Source organism: Elstera sp. (assembly GCF_044372965.1).
GTDB lineage: Bacteria > Pseudomonadota > Alphaproteobacteria > Elsterales > Elsteraceae > Elstera.
On record NZ_JBILQX010000082.1, the window covers coordinates 1 to 14,628 of the forward strand.

General features: G+C 61.4%; 18 protein-coding genes and 1 pseudogene. 13 read left to right on the top strand and 6 right to left on the bottom strand.

What is annotated here, in order from left to right:
* Positions 1–158: 158 nt before the first annotated feature.
* Together ACIQ36_RS11480 and ACIQ36_RS11485 are read left to right on the top strand one after the other, a co-directional pair.
* Positions 159–383 carry a type II toxin-antitoxin system HicA family toxin gene (locus ACIQ36_RS11480; protein ID WP_395829314.1) on the top strand — a complete coding sequence of 75 codons (225 nt, stop codon included), beginning with the start codon at positions 159–161 and terminating at the stop codon, positions 381–383.
* Positions 380–712, top strand: coding sequence for a type II toxin-antitoxin system HicB family antitoxin (locus ACIQ36_RS11485; protein WP_395829316.1), 333 nt, complete (start codon positions 380–382; stop codon positions 710–712). Before ACIQ36_RS11480 ends, ACIQ36_RS11485 begins: the two co-directional genes overlap by 4 nt.
* Here ACIQ36_RS11485 and rfbA read toward each other — a convergent pair.
* The 4 genes from rfbA to rfbC are packed head-to-tail and all read right to left on the bottom strand — an operon-like array spanning position 709 to position 4,140.
* On the bottom strand, positions 709–1,584 hold the full coding sequence (gene rfbA, locus ACIQ36_RS11490) for a glucose-1-phosphate thymidylyltransferase RfbA (RefSeq protein ID WP_395829318.1): 876 nt from the start codon (positions 1,582–1,584) through the stop codon (positions 709–711). The genes ACIQ36_RS11485 and rfbA overlap by 4 nt on opposite strands.
* The gene (rfbD, locus tag ACIQ36_RS11495; protein WP_395829320.1) at positions 1,581–2,501 is read right to left on the bottom strand and encodes a dTDP-4-dehydrorhamnose reductase; all 921 of its coding nucleotides are present in this window, start codon (positions 2,499–2,501) and stop codon (positions 1,581–1,583) included. The genes rfbA and rfbD overlap by 4 nt, the downstream gene beginning before the upstream one ends.
* Positions 2,498–3,565 carry a dTDP-glucose 4,6-dehydratase gene (rfbB, locus tag ACIQ36_RS11500; RefSeq protein ID WP_395829322.1) on the bottom strand — a complete coding sequence of 356 codons (1,068 nt, stop codon included), beginning with the start codon at positions 3,563–3,565 and terminating at the stop codon, positions 2,498–2,500. The genes rfbD and rfbB overlap by 4 nt, the downstream gene beginning before the upstream one ends.
* Before the next feature lie 14 nt (positions 3,566–3,579).
* The gene (rfbC, locus tag ACIQ36_RS11505; RefSeq protein WP_395829324.1) at positions 3,580–4,140 is read right to left on the bottom strand and encodes a dTDP-4-dehydrorhamnose 3,5-epimerase; all 561 of its coding nucleotides are present in this window, start codon (positions 4,138–4,140) and stop codon (positions 3,580–3,582) included.
* A 225-nt stretch (positions 4,141–4,365) separates the two neighbouring features.
* Here rfbC and ACIQ36_RS11510 point away from each other — a divergent pair.
* The 7 genes and pseudogenes from ACIQ36_RS11510 to ACIQ36_RS11540 all read left to right on the top strand — a co-directional run.
* Positions 4,366–5,052: pseudogene (locus ACIQ36_RS11510) on the top strand (phosphoadenylyl-sulfate reductase); the annotation flags it as partial.
* Between the two features lie 132 nt (positions 5,053–5,184).
* The gene (gene cysD / locus ACIQ36_RS11515) at positions 5,185–5,979 is read left to right on the top strand and encodes a sulfate adenylyltransferase subunit CysD (RefSeq protein WP_395829347.1); all 795 of its coding nucleotides are present in this window, start codon (positions 5,185–5,187) and stop codon (positions 5,977–5,979) included.
* Positions 5,976–7,844, top strand: a complete 1,869-nt coding sequence (cysC, locus tag ACIQ36_RS11520) for an adenylyl-sulfate kinase (RefSeq protein ID WP_395829326.1) — start codon at positions 5,976–5,978, stop codon at positions 7,842–7,844. The genes cysD and cysC overlap by 4 nt, the downstream gene beginning before the upstream one ends.
* A 26-nt stretch (positions 7,845–7,870) precedes the next feature.
* Positions 7,871–8,866 (top strand): sulfate ABC transporter substrate-binding protein, encoded by a 996-nt coding sequence (locus ACIQ36_RS11525; protein WP_395829328.1) that lies wholly within the window; start codon positions 7,871–7,873, stop codon positions 8,864–8,866.
* 3 nt (positions 8,867–8,869) lie between these two features.
* Positions 8,870–9,766, top strand: a complete 897-nt coding sequence (cysT, locus tag ACIQ36_RS11530; RefSeq protein WP_395829330.1) for a sulfate ABC transporter permease subunit CysT — start codon at positions 8,870–8,872, stop codon at positions 9,764–9,766.
* Positions 9,763–10,596, top strand: coding sequence for a sulfate ABC transporter permease subunit CysW (cysW, locus tag ACIQ36_RS11535; protein WP_395829331.1), 834 nt, complete (start codon positions 9,763–9,765; stop codon positions 10,594–10,596). Before cysT ends, cysW begins: the two co-directional genes overlap by 4 nt.
* Before the next feature lie 27 nt (positions 10,597–10,623).
* Positions 10,624–11,679 carry a sulfate/molybdate ABC transporter ATP-binding protein gene (locus ACIQ36_RS11540; RefSeq protein ID WP_395829333.1) on the top strand — a complete coding sequence of 352 codons (1,056 nt, stop codon included), beginning with the start codon at positions 10,624–10,626 and terminating at the stop codon, positions 11,677–11,679.
* On the opposite strand, the gene ACIQ36_RS11545 is transcribed toward ACIQ36_RS11540, so the two are convergent.
* Both ACIQ36_RS11545 and ruvX read right to left on the bottom strand, forming a co-directional pair.
* A complete protein-coding gene (locus tag ACIQ36_RS11545) occupies positions 11,680–12,039 on the bottom strand; it encodes a hypothetical protein (protein ID WP_395829335.1) in 360 nt (119 codons plus the stop codon).
* Between the two features lie 85 nt (positions 12,040–12,124).
* The gene (ruvX, locus tag ACIQ36_RS11550) at positions 12,125–12,613 is read right to left on the bottom strand and encodes a Holliday junction resolvase RuvX (protein WP_395829337.1); all 489 of its coding nucleotides are present in this window, start codon (positions 12,611–12,613) and stop codon (positions 12,125–12,127) included.
* 50 nt (positions 12,614–12,663) lie between these two features.
* On the opposite strand from ruvX, the gene ACIQ36_RS11555 reads away from it, so the two are divergent.
* From ACIQ36_RS11555 to ACIQ36_RS11570, 4 genes are all read left to right on the top strand, one after another.
* Entirely contained in the window at positions 12,664–13,185 is a 522-nt protein-coding gene (locus tag ACIQ36_RS11555) for a GNAT family N-acetyltransferase (protein WP_395829339.1), read from the top strand.
* A gap of 2 nt (positions 13,186–13,187) precedes the next feature.
* Positions 13,188–13,547 (top strand): TfoX/Sxy family protein, encoded by a 360-nt coding sequence (locus ACIQ36_RS11560; RefSeq protein WP_395829341.1) that lies wholly within the window; start codon positions 13,188–13,190, stop codon positions 13,545–13,547.
* 45 nt (positions 13,548–13,592) lie between these two features.
* Positions 13,593–14,054, top strand: coding sequence for an Lrp/AsnC family transcriptional regulator (locus ACIQ36_RS11565; protein WP_395829343.1), 462 nt, complete (start codon positions 13,593–13,595; stop codon positions 14,052–14,054).
* Positions 14,055–14,059: 5 nt separating this feature from the next.
* Positions 14,060–14,628, top strand: a 569-nt coding sequence (locus ACIQ36_RS11570; RefSeq protein WP_395829345.1) for a LysE family transporter, incomplete at its 3' end; no start/stop codon positions are given.

Below are 14,628 nucleotides of genomic sequence, written 5' to 3' on the forward strand. Positions count from 1 at the left end.
CTCGACCTTGGCGATTGCGCGTATGTTGAGTTGGAGCCCGATGGCCCTGCTTCAGCGGCGGGCGAAGTTACTAAAGGGGTGAGGCCCATACGCTTGCAATAAATGCTAGCGCTCTCTATCCTCTGTCTATGAACAACAAGCACCGGAAAACGCTGGCAATGGTCTTTACTGACCCCGTTTCCGGCACGCTGGAATGGGCGGCAATCGAGGGTTTGTTGTTAGCCGCAGGCGCTGGCCTAATTGAGGGGCGAGGATCGCGGGTCCGTTTTGAAAAAGATGGCGAAGTCACCACCTTTCACCGTCCGCATCCGGCCAAAGAGGCCAAGCGGTATCAAGTGCGAGATGCGCGCGCGTTTCTAGAACGGATCGGGGTTAGACCATGAGCAATATGATGAATTATCAAGGCTATTCCGCCCGAATCGACTATGACGATGAGGACGGAATTTTCACGGGCCGGATCGCAGGCATTACGGATACGGTCGGGTTTCATGCCGATACGGTAGAAGGATTGCGCGCCGCTTTTCAGGAAGCTGTGGAAGACTATCTCGAAACTTGCGCCCATCTTGGCAAGGAGCCGCAGAAGGCATTTTCGGGGCAGGTCATGTTCCGCATTGATCCCGAGGTTCACCGCAAGGCCGCGCTTGCCGCCGAACTTGCCGGCAAGAGCCTGAACCAATGGGCGGAAGAAGCCTTAAAGCAGGCTGCCAGCTAACTTAAAGGCCCGTCAATCATCCGCAACAGATACTGCCCGTAACCGTTCTTCGCCATCGGTTCGGCCAGTGTGCGCACCTGGGCCGCGTCAATGAAGCCTTTGCGCCAGGCGATTTCTTCCGGGCAGGAGATTTTCAGGCCCTGGCGCTCTTCGACCGTGCGCACGAACTCGCCCGCTTGTAAAAGGCTGTCGTGGGTGCCGGTATCGAACCAAGCGTAGCCCCGGCCCATCCGCTCGACGGTGAGGGTGCCGCGCTCCAGATAAAGGCGGTTGAGATCGGTGATTTCAAGCTCGCCGCGCGCCGACGGGCGCACTTGCTTGGCGAGCGCCACTACCTCGGCATCGTAGAAATAGAGCCCGGTGACGGCATAATTGCTTTTCGGCTGCTTCGGCTTTTCCTCGATGGAAATGGCGGTGCCCGCCGCGTCGAACTCGACCACGCCGTAGCGTTCGGGGTCGCGCACATGGTAGCCGAACACGGTGGCCCCGCTTTGGCGCTCCACCGCCGACAGCAGCATCGGTTCGAGATCGTGGCCGAAGTAGATATTATCACCCAAGACCAGCGCGCAGCGGTCGCCCGCGATGAAGTCTTCACCAATCAGGAAGGCCTGCGCCAGCCCTTCCGGCTTCGGCTGCTGGGCGTAGGAGATGGCAAGGCCCCACTGGCTACCGTCACCCAACAGGGTTTTGAACTGCGCCGCATCGTGGGGTGTCGTAATCACCAGAATCTCGCGGATTCCCGCCAACATCAGAATCGACAGTGGATAATAGATCATCGGCTTGTCGTAGACCGGCAGAAGCTGCTTCGAGACCGCCAGGGTGACGGGGTACAGCCGCGTGCCCGAGCCGCCCGCCAGAATGATACCCTTCATCGCTTTTCCTCACTCACAGCGGCGAAATTAGCCCCAATTTCGTCCCGGCATTCGGCCAACATATCGATCAACCCCAAGCGCCAATCGGCAGGCATAATGCCGAAGGCTTCGGTCAGCGCACTACAGTCCAGCACGGAATTGGCCGGACGGCGCGCAGGCGTTGGAAAATCCTCGGTGGTGATGGCGTGAACCTTCGGCACCGGCCAGCCGTAGCGCTGGCCTTCCGCGAAAATCGCTTCGGCAAACCCATGCCAGGAAACCGGCGCGCGCCCGGCGAAATGATAGGTGCCATAGGCGGTGGAGCCGTTTAAGAGCGCCCCCGTAATCTGAGCAATCGCATCGGCAATCGCCGTCGCCGGGGTGGGGCAGCCGCGTTGATCGGCGACCACGCGCAATTCCGGCCGGGCGGCCGCCAAGCGCAGCATGGTTTTCACAAAATTATGCCCGTGCGGGCCAAAAACCCAGGCCGTGCGCAGAATGACGTGCTTTTCCGCCGCCGCCCGAATCGCCCGCTCGCCCGCCTCTTTCGACTGGCCGTAGACGCCCAAGGGCGCGACGGGATCGGTGGGCGCATAGGCCCCCGGCTTGCTGCCGTCGAAGACATAGTCGGTGGAAATATGGATCAGCGGCAGGTCGGCGGCGGCGGCGGCGCGCGCCAAATTGGCCGCCCCGTCGCGGTTGATGGCAAAAGCCGCCTCGGCCTCGGTTTCCGCCTTATCGACGGCGGTATAGGCCGCCGCATTGACCAGGGCGACGGGCCGATGCCGCGCCACCGCAGCCGCAATCGCCGCAGGGTCCGTCACGTCGCCCTCGGGCCGCGCAAGGCTGATCGGGGTGAGCGACGCGGGCCAATCAGCCCGCTGCAATTCGCGCCCAACTTGGCCATTCGCGCCGAAAATCAAAACCGTTTGGCTCATGAGACGGCTTTCTTCAGGCCCAACCGGTCGCCCGCATAGACGTTCGACAGCTTTTCCCACCAATCGGGATTGTCGAGATACCAGCGCACGGTCGACTCAAGCCCGGAATCGAAGGTCTCTTGAGGCTCCCAAGCCAGTTCGGCCTTGATCTTGCTGGCGTCGATGGCGTAGCGCGCGTCGTGACCGGGGCGGTCGGTGACATGGGTAATCAGCGACCGACGCGGCTGGCCCGAGGGCAGCGGCGCTTCGAGCCTATCGACCAGATCGCAGATGGCGGTCACCACGTCGATATTCTTACGCTCGGAATTGCCGCCAACATTATAGCTTTCGCCCGGCACGCCCGTTGTCAGGATCGTCCAGAGCGCGCGGGCATGGTCTTCCACGTGCAGCCAGTCGCGCACATTGGTTCCCTGCCCATAGACCGGCAGCGGTTTACCCTTCAGCGCGTTGATAATCATCAGTGGAATGAGCTTTTCCGGGAACTGCCAGGGGCCGTAATTGTTGGAGCAATTGGAGGTGACTACCGGCAGCTTATAAGTATGGTGCCAAGCGCGCACGAGATGGTCGGACGAGGCCTTACTCGCCGAATAGGGCGAGTTCGGCGCGTAAGGGGTCGTTTCGGTAAACAGCCCCTCGTCCCCCAAAGTGCCAAAGACTTCATCGGTCGAAATATGGTGAAAGCGGAAGGCCGCCTGCTTGTCCTCGGGCAGCGTGCGCCAAAAAGCGAGCGCGGCTTCCAGCAGCGTGAAGGTGCCGATGATATTGGATTGAATGAAGGCCGCCGGGCCGTCGATGGAGCGGTCTACATGGCTTTCGGCGGCAAGATGCATAATCGCGTCGGGCTGATAGGCCGCAAAAATCCGGTCCATCGCCGCGCGGTCGGTAATATCGGCCTGCTCGAAGCTGTAGCGGTCGGTCGCGCTCAGCGCGGCAAGGCTATCGAGATTCGCCGCATAGGTCAGCTTATCGAGGTTCACCACGCGGGCGTCGGTCTGGGTCAGGATGTGGCGGATCACCGCCGACCCGATAAACCCCGCGCCCCCTGTAACAATGATCGTGCTCATAAGGCGCTCCCGGCTCAGGCGTAGGTAAAATAGGCAGGCAGTTCGGCGAACAGCGGCTGCTGCGTGTCTTTTGGCGACAGCAACGCGGTTGCGTCATTTACCGGCCAATCGATCCCCAAGGCCGGATCGTTCCAGCGCAATCCGCGATCCTCCGCCGGCGCATAGGCGTGGCTGACCTTATAGGCGACCGCCGTATCGGGCACCAACGTACAGAAGCCGTGGGCAAAACCAACCGGAACATAAAGCTGCTCCCCGCCCTCGGCGGTCAATTCCACCGCGACATGCTGGCCAAAGCTCGGCGAGCCGTGGCGCAGATCGACCGCGACATCCAGAATCGCCCCCTGCAAAACGCGGATCAGCTTTGCCTGCCCCGCAGGTGCGATTTGGAAATGCAGACCGCGCACCGTGCCCTGGGGCTTGGACAGCGATTGATTGTCCTGAACCCAGCGTTCGGTAATACCGGCTTCGGCAAAGCGCGGCTCCGAAAAGGTTTCCATGAAGTAACCGCGCGCATCCCCATGTTTTTTCGGCACAATGCGTTTAACGGCGGGAATTTTTGTATCGGTGATCTGCATGGCTCACTCTGACTTGGACGGCTGCTTATAGCGGGCCCCTCGGCAGATGGTCAATTCGTGTGGCAGAGAGGATAAAACATGATCTTCATGTTAATTCATTTTTCACATTTACTCATGTAAATTGTTTTTTTATGGACAGAATGGAATTGAAGTTTGTAATTTGGTGAAACTAGATCACAGGGAGGGCACCCGTTCGGCCCTTCCGACGCGGGAGAACCTAAGCCGATGCCAGGGTATGCAGCGCCAGATGCAACGATCCACCGCGCCGATGTCTCTGAGGCAGACCGCGTGGTTGCAGCCCAGGATTTGATCCGCACCGCTTGGGCCGAGCACGGGCCGCGCTTTGCTATCGTCTCCTCCTTCGGGGCCGATTCAACCGTTCTGCTGCATCTCGCCGCCCGCGTCGATCCACACATTCCGGTGCTCACGCTCGATACCGAAAAGCTGTTTCCGGCCACGCACCGCTATCGGGAAACGCTGACGGCGCACCTTGGCCTGACCGATGTTCGTCTGCTCAAGCCCGATGCGGTTGCAATCGCAACCCGCGACCCGGTGGGACTGCTGTTCGATCAAGACCCGGACGCCTGCTGCACAATCCGCAAGGTCGATCCGCTGGCGAGCGCGCTGACCGGCTTCACCGCCTGGGCCAATGGCCGCCGCCGCGATCAGGCCGATACGCGGCGGGGAATTTCGACCGTCGATCAGGAAGACGGGCGCGTCAAACTCTCGCCGCTCGCTGATTGGACGGCCGAGGAGATCGAAGCCTATCGCTTAGCGCATTCTCTTCCCGCGCATCCGCTGGTCGAACAAGGGTATAAGTCCATCGGCTGCATGTCCTGTACGACCCCCGTTGCCGAGGGGGAGGATGCGCGCGCCGGTCGCTGGCGCGGGCGGGAGAAGATTGAATGCGGTCTTCACCAAGCTTCGCCGGTGGTAACACCCTTCCCTACCCCCAAACCGTCCCAAGCCTCTATTTCTGGATCAGGTGATCGCGTGTCTCATTTTCCACTGACGCAACCCTCGCCGCACACTGCAACCGAGCGTCTGACCGATCTCGACGCACTCGAAGCCCAGAGCATTTTCATCTTCCGCGAAGCCTTCGCCCGCATTCGCCCGCTGGCGCTGCTGTGGTCGCTCGGCAAAGATTCGAATGTGATGATCTGGTTGGCACGCAAGGCGTTCCTGGGGGAAATCCCCTTCCCCGTCGCCCATCTCGATACGGGCCTAGAGTTCGACGAAGCCTATGCCTTCCGCGACACTTACGCGAAGGAATGGAACCTTAACCTGATTGCCGACTCCTGCCCGCCGATTGAAGCCACCGACCCAACCCTGCCGCCCGGCGCGCGGGTTGCGGCACGCAAAAGCTTAGGCTTGGCGCAAACGGTGGAACGCTACGGTTTCTCCGGTATTTTTGCGGGTATCCGCCGCGATGAGCAGGCGACGCGGGCAAAAGAGCGCGTGTTCAGCCCGCGCGGGCTCGATGGCACCTGGGATGTGCGCGACCAGCCGCCGGAGTTCTGGGACCAGTTCAATGCCGATTTCCCGCCCGGCACCCATATCCGCATCCATCCGCTGCTGCATTGGACCGAACTGGATATTTGGCGGTACATCGAACGCGAAGGCATTCCCGTGTGCGAGCTGTATTTCGCCAAGAACGGCAAACGCTTCCGCTCGCTAGGGGAAAAGGGCATCACCGAGCCTTTCCCCAGCGAGGCCAGCACCATTGCCGAAATCATCGCCGAGCTTGCGGCGACGCGCACCTCCGAACGGGCCGGGCGCACCATGGACCATGAATCGGAAGATGTGTTCGAACGCCTGCGCGCCGGGGGGTACCTATGAGCCAACATACTGCTTTTCCCATCGTCATCGTCGGCCACGTCGATCATGGGAAATCCACGCTCGTCGGGCGCTTGATGCACGAGACCGGCGCGCTGGCCGAGGGGGCGGTGGAAGCGCTGCAAGCTTCCTCTGACAAGCGCGGGTCGGTCTTCGAATGGTCGCATTTGCTCGACGCTTTGCAGATTGAGCGCGACCAAGGGATTACGCTCGACACAACGCAGGTTTGGTTCGCCTCCGAAGCCCGCCGCTATGTGATTATCGACGCGCCGGGGCATAAGGAGTTCCTCAAGAACATGGTAACGGGGGCCGCCGCCGCCGATGCCGCGATTCTGGTGGTCGATGCCCGCGCCGGTTTGGCCGAACAGACCCGCCGCCATGCCTATTTGCTACGCCTCTTAGGGATCACCCAGGTGGCGGTTGCGGTGAATAAGATCGATCTGATCGATTACGACGAAACGCGCTTTGGCGCGGTGGTCGAGGAAGTGGGCGGCTATCTGCGCTCCATCGGCATTAATCCGACCGCTCTTATTCCGATCTCCGCGCGCCACGGCGACGGCATTATCGCCAATGGCCCGAAAACCCCCTGGTATCACGGCCCGTCGCTGCTGCAAGCACTGGACGCTTTCACTGCACGGCCCAGCCTTGCGGCGCAGCCGTTGCGCCTGCCGGTGCAAGATCTCTATCGGCGCGGCGAGCGGCGCATTGTCGTCGGGCGCATCGAAACCGGGCGCTTGCGCGTCGGCGATACCATCCGCCTCACCCCCGGCAATCGCACGGTGAAGGTGGCGGCGCTGGAAGGCTGGAACCTCTCGGTGCCGAAACTCTCGGCGATTGCGGGCGAAAGCGTGGCGCTGGCGGTCGATGAGGATGTGTTCGTCGAACGCGGCGCGCTGATTACCGAGGCCGCGCCCTCGTCGCGGCAAGGCCATCTCATCACCTTGCGGATTTTCTGGCTCGACCGGACCCCGCTGAACGAGGGCGACCGGGTGACGTTGCGTATCGGCACCGGTTCCCACGAAGCCACCGTGCGCCGGATTGACGAAGCCTTGGACCTCGATAGTCTGGCGTTAGACCAGTCCGAAGGCCCCGGCCAGCTTGAAAGCGGCGGCATCGCCCGCGTCACGCTGCACAGCCGCCGCCCAATCCTCGGGGATCGCTTTGCCGATAACCCCCGTTTGGGCCGGGCCGTGCTCGCGCGGGACTATCGCCTGGTCGGCGGCGGGATTGTCGAGGAGTTGACGGAAGTCGTGCTCTCAGCCCCGGAAACCAGTGTAACCCCGGAAGAACGCGCGGCCCTCAACGGCCATCGTGGCGGGGTTCTGTGGCTCACCGGCCTATCGGGCTCCGGGAAATCGACCATCGCCCAGCGGCTTTTGCGGAAACTTACCGATCAAGGCCGCCTCGCCACGGTGCTCGACGGCGATACCTTGCGCCTTGGCCTGTCGCGCGATCTTGGCTTCACCGCTGAAGACCGGGCCGAGCAGGTGCGGCGCACGGCGGAAGTGGCGAAGCTGATGGCCAATAGCGGCCTCATCGTCATCGCCAGTCTCATTTCTCCGCGTCAAGCGGATCGGGACTTAGCCGAAACGATCATTGGCGATGACTTCCACGAGATTTTCGTGGATGCTCCTCTAGAGACTTGTATTACGCGTGACCCGAAAGGCTTGTACAAACGGGCCAAAGCGGGCGAAATCCCCAACTTTACGGGGGTTTCGGCCCCTTACGAAGCCCCCCAAGATCCGGCGTTGCGGCTCGATACGGCCAAGCTTTCGCTGGAGGACGCCACTGACGCGCTGCTGACCTACGCGGAAGCGCAGCTCGCCCGGCGAAATGAGAATTACGTGTTAGGCCCAGCCTATATCTAATCCCCTTTTCCCCGACGGAGGCTCCTATGACCCTTTTTCGCCGGACACTGCTTGCGGGCGCGTTGGCTCTTGCCGCCGCCCCGAGCTTCGCCGCCGATATCTCGCTGCTGAACGTTTCGTATGATCCGACGCGCGAGCTGTTTTCCGAAGTTAACAAGGTCTTCGGCGAGCAGTGGAAAGCTAAGACCGGCGATACGCTTCGGGTAAAGGCCTCGCACGGCGGTTCCGGCAAACAGGCCCGCTCGGTCATCGATGGTTTGGCCGCCGATGTGGTGACGCTCGCGCTCGCCTATGACATCAATGAAATCGCCGACAATAAGTTGCTGCGTCAGGATTGGCAGAAGCAACTGCCGGACAATGCGTCGCCCTTCTATTCCACCATCGTCTTTCTGGTCCGCAAAAATAACCCCAAGGCCGTGAAGGACTGGAATGATCTGCTGCGCGCGGACGTGAAGGTCATCACCCCGAACCCGAAAACTTCGGGCGGGGCGCGCTGGAACTATCTCGCCGCTTGGGCCTATGCGCTGAAGCAGCCGGGCGGGACTGACGCCAAGGCGAAGGACTTCGTCCGCGCGCTATTTAAGAATGTGCCGGTGCTCGATAGCGGCGCACGCGCCTCCACCATCACCTTCGTTCAGCGCAATATCGGCGACGTGCTGCTGGCGTGGGAAAACGAAGCCTTCTTGGCGCAGAACGAGCTTGGCAAGGATAAATTCGATATCGTCATTCCCTCGCTGTCGATTTTGGCTGAACCGCCGGTGGCCATTGTCGACTCGGTGGTCGATAAGCGCGGCACCCGTGCCGTGGCCGAGGCCTATCTAAAGTTCCTCTATACGCCGGAAGGCCAAGCCCTTGGGGCAAAGCACTATTATCGCCCGCGTTTGGCCGAAGTGGCCGAGAAGGTGGCCGATAAATTCCCGAAACTGACTCTGGTAACGATCGACGAGCAGTTCGGCGGCTGGCGGAATGCGCAAAAGACGCATTTCTCCGATGGTGGCACCTTCGATGAGATCATAAAGTAAGGCATGACCTCGCTTCCTCCGACTGTGGAGAGCGCTTCCCTCTCATCGTCGCCGACCTATCGGCGGCGGTGGGTGTGGAAGCGGGCCTCCGTTCTGCCGGGCTTCGGCCTGACCATGGGCATCACGCTTTTCTGGCTCAGCATCATCGTGCTGATCCCGCTGGGCGGCATGATCTTGAAAACCGCAACCTTGGGCTGGGATGCCTTCTTCAACGCCATTAGCACGCCGCGCGTGTTGGCCGCCCTGCGGCTCAGCATCGGCGGGGCCTTGATTGCAGCTCTGATAAACGCGGTGTTCGGTTCGATCATCGCCTGGGTTCTCGTGCGCTACCGTTTTCCCGGTCGCCGAATTGCCGACGCTTTGGTGGATATTCCCTTCGCGCTGCCAACGGCGGTTGCCGGTATCGCGCTCACCACGCTGTTCGCCCAGAATGGTTGGCTGGGTGCACCTTTGGATAAGCTCGGCATTCAGGTTGCCTATACGCCGTTAGGGGTGATCGTCGCGCTGATCTTCGTCGGTTTTCCCTTCGTCGTGCGCACGGTGCAGCCGGTTCTGGCCGATCTTGACCCGGAGATTGAGGAAGCCGCCCTGTGTTTGCGCGCCAGCCGTTGGCAAACCGTCCGCCGGGTGATCTTACCGTCGCTGTTCCCCGCCCTCGTCACCGGTGCCGCCTTGGCCTTTGCCCGTGCGGTCGGCGAATATGGCTCAGTCATCTTCATTGCCGGGAACCTGCCAATGGTGTCGGAAATCGCGCCGCTGCTGATCGTGATTAAGCTTGAAGAATTTTCCTACGCCGAAGCGACGGCCATCGGCACCACCATGCTGAGTTTTGCCTTTCTCATGCTGTTGGCGCTGAACGGGCTCCAACGCTGGTCGCGCCGCTATGAGGAGGGCGAATGATGACCTCGGCGACCGAACCGCGCTGGGTGCGCTACATTCTCATCACCGTCGCCATGCTGTTTCTGATCGGGCTTGTCGTCTTGCCGCTGGTGCTGGTGTTTGCCGAAGCCTTGCGCCAAGGCATTGGGGCCTATTTCGCCGCCCTGACCGATCCCGACGCCTGGGCCGCGATTAAGCTGACCCTGCTGACCGCCGCTGTGGCCGTGCCGCTGAACCTGATTTTTGGCGTGGCGGCCGCTTGGGCCATCACCAAGTTCGACTTCAAGGGGAAAAGCCTGCTCATCACCTTGATCGATCTGCCGTTTTCGGTGTCGCCCGTGATTGCCGGTCTGATCTTCGTGCTGCTGTTCGGCTTGCAGGGCTGGTTTGGGCCGTGGCTGCGGGCCAATGACATCCAAATTCTGTTCACGCCAATTGCGATCATCCTTGCGACGATTTTCGTTACCTTCCCCTTCGTCGCCCGCGAGCTTTTGCCACTGATGCAGGAGCAAGGACGCCAGGAGGAAGAGGCGGCGCGCGTTCTGGGCGCCTCCGGCTGGCAGATTTTCCGGCGCGTGACCCTGCCGAATATCCGCTGGGGGCTGCTCTACGGTGTGCTGCTGTGTAATGCGCGCGCCATGGGGGAATTCGGTGCGGTTTCGGTCGTCTCCGGTCACGTGCGCGGCGAGACCAACACCATGCCCTTACACGTTGAAATCATGTATAATGAATATGCGTTCACGGGGGCTTTCGCCGTCGCCTCCCTGCTGGCCTTGCTGGCGCTGGTGACACTGATTGCAAAAAGCTTGCTCGATGCCGTGTTGGAACGGCGCGAGCACCGCGCCTCTTAGCCCCCCTAAAACGCCTGGAGGTCCGTCATGGATATTACCGTTAAAGGCCTGGTCAAAGGCTTCGGCAGCTTCACCGCCCTGCATGGGGTCGATCTCGATATTCATACGGGCGAACTCCTGGCGATTCTGGGGCCGTCGGGCTCGGGGAAAACCACCCTGCTGCGCCTTTTAGCCGGATTGGAGCAACCGGACGCGGGCTCGATCCGCTTTGGCGCGAAGGACGTGGCCGGGAACCTTCCGGGCGACCGCGATGTCGGCTTCGTCTTCCAGCATTACGCGCTGTTTCGGCACATGAGCGTGTTCGAGAATGTCGCTTTTGGCCTGCGGGTCCGCCCGAGTAAGACCCGCCCGCCTGAGGCCGAAATTCGCAAGCGGGTGAATGATTTACTCTCGCTTGTTCAAGTCGATTGGTTGGCGGAGCGCTACCCGACCCAGCTTTCGGGCGGCCAGCGGCAGCGCGTGGCCCTCGCCCGCGCGCTCGCGATTGAACCGCAAGTCTTGCTGCTCGATGAGCCCTTCGGCGCGCTTGACGCGAAAGTGCGCCGGGAACTACGCCGCTGGTTGCGCGACCTGCATCGCCGCCTGGGCATGACCACCGTGTTCGTTACCCACGATCAGGAAGAAGCGCTGGACCTCGCCGACCGGGTGGTGGTGATGGGGCAAGGCCGCGTGGAGCAAATCGGTGCGCCACAGGAGCTTTACGATTCGCCCGCCAATGCCTTCGTTTACCGTTTCTTAGGTGAAACCAACGAGTTACGCGCCTCTTTACAAGCGGGCCGCGTGCGGGTTCAGGATACCCCCATTGCCGAAGCGGCGCGCATCAGTGTCGCCGAAGCCGCCCACGAGGCCGATGGCACGCTGTTCGTCCGCCCGCATCTCTTGAGCCTCACCCCCGACCCGCAGGGCATCGCGACTGTCACCCACGTGTCTTTGGTTGGCGCGATGTTACGGGTCGAGGTCGAAACTCAGGATGGCCAGAGTCTGCATGTGGAAGTGCCGCGCGGCCCGAGCATCGATCTGGTGCCGACCCCTGGGGAGCGCGTGTCGCTGATGGTGCGCGGGGGATTGTTCGTCGCGGCTTGATTAAAGTTCGGGGGCGATCAGTTTTTCCCGCACCAGCCGGTCGAGCAGATCATAGCCATACTCGCTAACCTCGGCGAAGGTGACAGACAGCGCCTGTCCCGCATCGTCAACGCGGGCGACGCCGCCCGAGAACACCGCTATATCGTCGTTCGGGCCAACAATCAGCCCCAGCAGCGGCGTTGTTGGCACGGGGGCGGAAGGCGGCAGTTTCAGCCGCAGGCCGCCGTAAGACCAATCCAGCGTTTCATAGTAATGGCCTTGGATTTTAACCGTCAGGCGCGGCACAACCATGCGCTGATTGCCCCGGCGCGGGCGGGGGCCGGATACCGGCTTTTGACGCGACAGAGCGGGAGTAGACATGGAACGCCTCCGAAACATCGTTCCTGTCATACTAAGATCAAGTCTGTTTAAAATCAATTCGCAAAACGGAATTGTTCGTCTCTTGTCATAACTCCAGTGCCCGCCCCGCCAAGGCCCGCAGCCGGTCCAGGGCACCTTGGAGAATATAGGCGGCCGCCATTTTATCGACAATCTCGGCCCGGCGCGCGCGCGACAGATCGGCCTCCAGCATCAACCGGGTGACGGCGACGGTGGATAGCCGCTCGTCCCACAGCGCCATCGGCAGGGCGGTTTTTTCCGAAAGATTATCGATGAACGTCCGGGTCGATTGCGCGCGCGGCCCTTCCGAGCCATCCATATTGACCGGCAAGCCCAGCACGAGCCCGCCAACGTCCCGCGCTTTGCAGAGTTTCAGCAACGCTTCGGCGTCGGCGGTGAATTTCGTCCGGCGGATGGTCTCGACCGGGGTTGCCGACAAGCCAAGCCCGTCGGAAATCGCAAGGCCGATGGTTTTGGTGCCAAGATCGAGCCCGAGCAGGCGATAGCGCCGGGTTGCAAGGACGGGGGCGAGTTCGGAAAGATCGACAAGAGCCATTCCCTGTCCTAGCACTGGAAGGTCAATTGAAACAATGCCGGAGAGCCGCTGTGCCGCCCCTTGCCCCGACCTTGGAAACCCCGCGCCTGCGCCTAAGAATGCACACAATAGACGATTGGGAGCCGATGGTCGCGCTGTGGACGCATCCCGACGTCGTTCGCCATATCGGCGGCGGGGCGATCGGCACGCGGCACGATGTTTGGTTTCGGCTGCTGCGTCACATCGGACATTGGGCCGCGTTGGGATACGGCTATTGGGCGATTGAAACGCGCGATGGCGGCGCGTTCGTTGGCAGCGCCGGATTGGGCGATTATCGCCGCGAGATGGACCCGCCAATGCACGGCGTGCCCGAAGCCGGCTGGACCATTCACCCGCGCCATCAGGGCAAGGGCTTTGCAACCGAAGCGATGCAGGCCATCCTTGCTTGGGCTGACGCGCAGGATTTACCCCCCGCTTTTTGCATTATCTCGCTGGAGAATGCCCCCTCCATCCGCGTTGCCGAAAAACTCGGTTTCCGGTTGGGCGAAACGGCAATTCTGCGCGGCAATACCATTCATCTTTTGCGGCGGTAATCATGGCAAAACCTCTCCCCGCGCCCGTCAGTCAGGCGGTTACGCTTCTGCAAGCCTGCCTTGCCGATCGCGGCGAAGTGCGCGCCCGCGCTATGTTCGGCGGTTACGGAATTTATCTCGAAGACCGGATCATCGCGCTGTGGGATGTGGACGCGCTCTATTTGAAGGTCGATCCCCTCACGGCCCCGCTTTTTGCCGCCGAGGGTCTGCCCCCCTTCAGCTATCGGAAAGCAACGGGGGACGTGACTGTCATGTCCTACTACCGAGTTTCCGATAGCTGGGACGCGCCCGAGACGATGGCCCCCTGGGCCGCGCTCGCCGTAAAAGCCGCAAAACGATCTGCCAAACCACAAAAAAAGTGATATTTAATCGTTGCGCATCATCTAAATCAGATTTACATCTGAAATATGGACGAGATTGACCGCATCATCATTTCCCTATTGCAGCAAGAAGGACGCCTGCCGCAGTCGCTGCTTGCCGCCGAAACTGGCCTGAGCCAGTCGGCGGTACACGAGCGTTTGCGGCGGCTCACCGCGTCCGGTGCGATTAAAATCGTCGGGGTGGCCGATCCACAGGCGGTCGATCTTACCCTGCTCGCCTTCGTCTTCGTCGGGCTTGACCGGCCCGAGCGCGATGAAGGGTTTCGGCAGGCGATGAGTGCAGAAGCGGCGGTTCTCGAATGCCATCACATTACCGGCGACTGGTCTTATCTGCTGAAGATACGCGCCGCGACGGTGGCGGATTTGGAACAGGTGCTGACGGATCAGATTAAGCGACAACCGGGCGTCGTGCGGAGCCACACCATGTTGGCGCTGTCCACGACAAAGGAAACCCACAGCTTGCCGATCCTTCCCACACCGAAAGCCTAAGTTTGATGCTCGGTTTCTTTCTTCAGGGCTTGGCCTTGGGGCTCTTGCTTGCCGTTCAAGTCGGCCCGATAGCCCTGCTCTGCCTCGACCGCACGCTGCAAGGCGGCATCCGACGCGGCTTTGCCGTGGCCTTGGGGGCATCGATGGCGGATGCAACCTACGCGCTGATCGCCCTCTTCAGTCTTGCCGCCCTCGGCGTTTGGGCGCGGACGATTTCGCTACCCATGCAAATCGGCGGCGGTCTGCTGCTGCTCTGGCTTGCCTGGAGCGCGTGGAAAAGCCGCAATGCCGTGCGCCATGCGGCGGATGTTGCGCGGGAGACGAGTTTTCTGGGCGACACGCTCACGGTGATGGCGATCACACTCAGTAATCCGCTGACCGTGATTTACTTCGGCGGTCTCTTCAGTTCGCTGGGCGGGCTTGAGGCGGGATTGGGCGAAAGGTTTGCGCTGGCGGGCGGGCTCGTCGCCTCTACCGGTGGGACCCTCATCCTTCTCGTGTTTGTGGCGGATTGGCTGCGACCGCGCCTCTCCCCGCCGCGAATGGCCCTGATGAACGGGCTGGCCGCGCTGGG

Bases quoted from the DNA above. Each gene is read 5' to 3' on its own strand.
- ACIQ36_RS11480 (WP_395829314.1), top strand. From the start codon at position 159: ATGGTCTTTACTGACCCCGTTTCCGGCACGCTGGAATGGGCGGCAATC.
- ACIQ36_RS11485 (WP_395829316.1), top strand. From the start codon at position 380: ATGAGCAATATGATGAATTATCAAGGCTATTCCGCCCGAATCGACTAT.
- rfbA (WP_395829318.1), bottom strand. From the start codon at position 1,584: ATGAAGGGTATCATTCTGGCGGGCGGCTCGGGCACGCGGCTGTACCCC.
- rfbD (WP_395829320.1), bottom strand. From the start codon at position 2,501: ATGAGCCAAACGGTTTTGATTTTCGGCGCGAATGGCCAAGTTGGGCGC.
- rfbB (WP_395829322.1), bottom strand. From the start codon at position 3,565: ATGAGCACGATCATTGTTACAGGGGGCGCGGGGTTTATCGGGTCGGCG.
- rfbC (WP_395829324.1), bottom strand. From the start codon at position 4,140: ATGCAGATCACCGATACAAAAATTCCCGCCGTTAAACGCATTGTGCCG.
- cysC (WP_395829326.1), top strand. From the start codon at position 5,976: ATGAGCCAACATACTGCTTTTCCCATCGTCATCGTCGGCCACGTCGAT.
- ACIQ36_RS11525 (WP_395829328.1), top strand. From the start codon at position 7,871: ATGACCCTTTTTCGCCGGACACTGCTTGCGGGCGCGTTGGCTCTTGCC.
- cysT (WP_395829330.1), top strand. From the start codon at position 8,870: ATGACCTCGCTTCCTCCGACTGTGGAGAGCGCTTCCCTCTCATCGTCG.
- cysW (WP_395829331.1), top strand. From the start codon at position 9,763: ATGATGACCTCGGCGACCGAACCGCGCTGGGTGCGCTACATTCTCATC.
- ACIQ36_RS11540 (WP_395829333.1), top strand. From the start codon at position 10,624: ATGGATATTACCGTTAAAGGCCTGGTCAAAGGCTTCGGCAGCTTCACC.
- ACIQ36_RS11545 (WP_395829335.1), bottom strand. From the start codon at position 12,039: ATGTCTACTCCCGCTCTGTCGCGTCAAAAGCCGGTATCCGGCCCCCGC.
- ruvX (WP_395829337.1), bottom strand. From the start codon at position 12,613: ATGGCTCTTGTCGATCTTTCCGAACTCGCCCCCGTCCTTGCAACCCGG.
- ACIQ36_RS11560 (WP_395829341.1), top strand. From the start codon at position 13,188: ATGGCAAAACCTCTCCCCGCGCCCGTCAGTCAGGCGGTTACGCTTCTG.
- ACIQ36_RS11565 (WP_395829343.1), top strand. From the start codon at position 13,593: ATGGACGAGATTGACCGCATCATCATTTCCCTATTGCAGCAAGAAGGA.